Annotated in this window: 2 protein-coding genes; one reads left to right on the forward strand and one right to left on the reverse strand. The window is 57.6% G+C overall.

Annotated features, from left to right (window positions below):
• The first annotated feature begins 364 nt into the window (after positions 1-364).
• Positions 365-541 carry a hypothetical protein gene (locus AAC083_RS15865; protein ID WP_108537100.1) on the forward strand — a complete coding sequence of 59 codons (177 nt, stop codon included), beginning with the start codon at positions 365-367 and terminating at the stop codon, positions 539-541.
• A gap of 68 nt (positions 542-609) precedes the next feature.
• Here AAC083_RS15865 and icd read toward each other — a convergent pair whose 3' ends face one another.
• Positions 610-1,863: an NADP-dependent isocitrate dehydrogenase gene (gene icd / locus AAC083_RS15870; RefSeq protein WP_005312750.1), complete on the reverse strand. Its 1,254-nt coding sequence runs from the start codon at positions 1,861-1,863 to the stop codon at positions 610-612.
• Positions 1,864-2,203: the final 340 nt, after the last annotated feature.

Genomic DNA, 2,203 nt, shown 5'->3' on the forward strand with positions numbered 1-2,203 from the left:
TACCTGGCTAGCGCCCCAATTTGATCTTTTTTCACCCGATAGACCCGCCACTCTGGCGGGTTTTTCTCTTCATGGATCAGCAAGATGGCCCCCACTGTGCCTTGCACATGAGCGCGCCAGGCCTCCGCCGTCAGCTGCCAATCCCCCCAAGTTGGTTATTTTGTGATAGGATAGGGTCCGTTTTTTGACATCTGCGACCCGTTCGCACCGTTATCCGGCGAGATCGCTACCCAATCCGGTGATAACAACGAACAGAGGTGCGCAGACAAACCGTGACCTGGTTAAGTCAGGTCTGGCAGCGGTCGAGAAGCTGTTTTGCCAGACGAGCAACACCCAAGGGCACCTTAGATAAGGAGATCGGGCAATGAAACAATATCAAAGCTGGCTGGGACAATATCTGATGAGTCGCCGCGATGGAGATCACGCCATGGCATCCGAGCTCGCCAACTCCATCTGCAAGTTCTGGCAGACCCAGGGTGACGAAGCCGAAAGCAGCAAATGGCAGCAGCGCTATCAGCAACACGTAGAGCAGGCGCAATGAATCCCTTGGCTCTTCACCCATAAAAAACCGGCGCTCATGGCGCCGGTTTTGCATTTCAGTCTTACCGCTTACATCTGATCGACCATATCCTGGGCAAACTGGGAGCAGGAGCGCAGGGTGGCGCCTTCCATCAGACGCTCGAAGTCATAGGTGACCGTCTTGTTGGCGATGGCGGCTTCCATTCCCTTGATGATGAGATCGGCCGCTTCGACCCAGCCCATGTGGCGCAGCATCATCTCGGCAGAGAGGATCAGCGAACCCGGGTTGACCTTGTCCTGACCGGCGTATTTCGGTGCAGTGCCGTGGGTTGCCTCGAACAGCGCCACACCGTCGCCGATGTTGGCACCCGGCGCGATGCCGATACCGCCAACCTGGGCAGCCAGGGCGTCGGAGATATAGTCACCGTTGAGGTTCATACAGGCGATGACGTCATACTCGGCCGGACGCAGCAGTATCTGTTGCAGGAAGGCGTCAGCGATGACGTCCTTGACCACGATAGTCTTGCCGGTTTTCGGGTTCTTGAAGGAGCACCAGGGGCCGCCGTCGATGAGCTGGGCATCGTACTCTTTCTGGGCCAGGGCATAGCCCCAATCCTTGAAGGCACCTTCGGTGAACTTCATGATGTTGCCCTTGTGCACCAGGGTCACGGAGTCGCGATCGTTGTCGATGGCATACTCGATGGCAGCACGCACCAGACGCTCGGTACCGGCCTTGGACATGGGCTTGATACCAATGCCGCAAGACTCGGGGAAGCGAATTTTCTTCACGCCCATCTCGTTTTGCAGGAAGGCGATCACCTTCTTGGCTTCATCGCTGTCCGCCTTCCACTCGATACCGGCGTAGATGTCTTCGGCGTTCTCGCGGAAGATCACCATGTCGGTCAGGTCAGGGCGCTTGACGGGGCTCGGGGTCCCTTCGTAGTAACGAACCGGGCGCAGGCAGATGTAGAGATCCAGCTCCTGACGCAGGGCCACGTTGAGGGAGCGAATACCGCCACCGACCGGGGTGGTCAGCGGGCCCTTGATGGCCACGCAGTATTCACGAATGAAATCCAGGGTTTCGGCCGGCAGCCAGGCACCTTCGCCATAGATATGAGTCGACTTCTCGCCGGTATAGATCTCCATCCAGGCGATCTTGCGCTCGCCTTTGTAGGCTTTCTCGACCGCAGCATTCACCACATTCAACATGGCCGGGGTGACGTCCACACCGATGCCATCCCCTTCGATAAACGGAATGATCGGATGGTTGGGAACCTGCAGCTTGCCGTTGGCATCGACTGTGATTTTCTGACCCTGGGTCGGGATTACTACTTTGCTTTCCATCGGCATCTCCTAACTTCCGTTTGTTATCAACTTGTTTGTTGCGCGCGGCCATCTTAGCCCATTCATTTTCATAATAAAATGGCGAGTACGTATGTCAGACCATAGTCGCGCACTGGATCACAATGTGCCCAGCCAGCTCGCCCCTGCCAACGTTCGGCGCCATTCCCCCCTGCTGTACTCGGGCCCAGACTGCGGTATGACTCATACCACCAGGCTATCCCCCTGCCCCTGCGGCTGGCGCAGGGAGTGGCACCGGATGGGCTCGTTCAGGCCTTTCCCTTGCACGCCCGGCAAAAACAGTTCACATCGCCGTAACCGCCACGGCTCGCCACCTCTGCGA

The organism is Aeromonas sp. HMWF014, from assembly GCF_963878295.1.
In the GTDB taxonomy this organism is placed as follows: Bacteria; Pseudomonadota; Gammaproteobacteria; order Enterobacterales; family Aeromonadaceae; genus Aeromonas; species Aeromonas popoffii.

Bases quoted from the DNA above. Each gene is read 5' to 3' on its own strand.
- AAC083_RS15865 (WP_108537100.1), top strand. From the start codon at position 365: ATGAAACAATATCAAAGCTGGCTGGGACAATATCTGATGAGTCGCCGC.
- icd (WP_005312750.1), bottom strand. From the start codon at position 1,863: ATGGAAAGCAAAGTAGTAATCCCGACCCAGGGTCAGAAAATCACAGTC.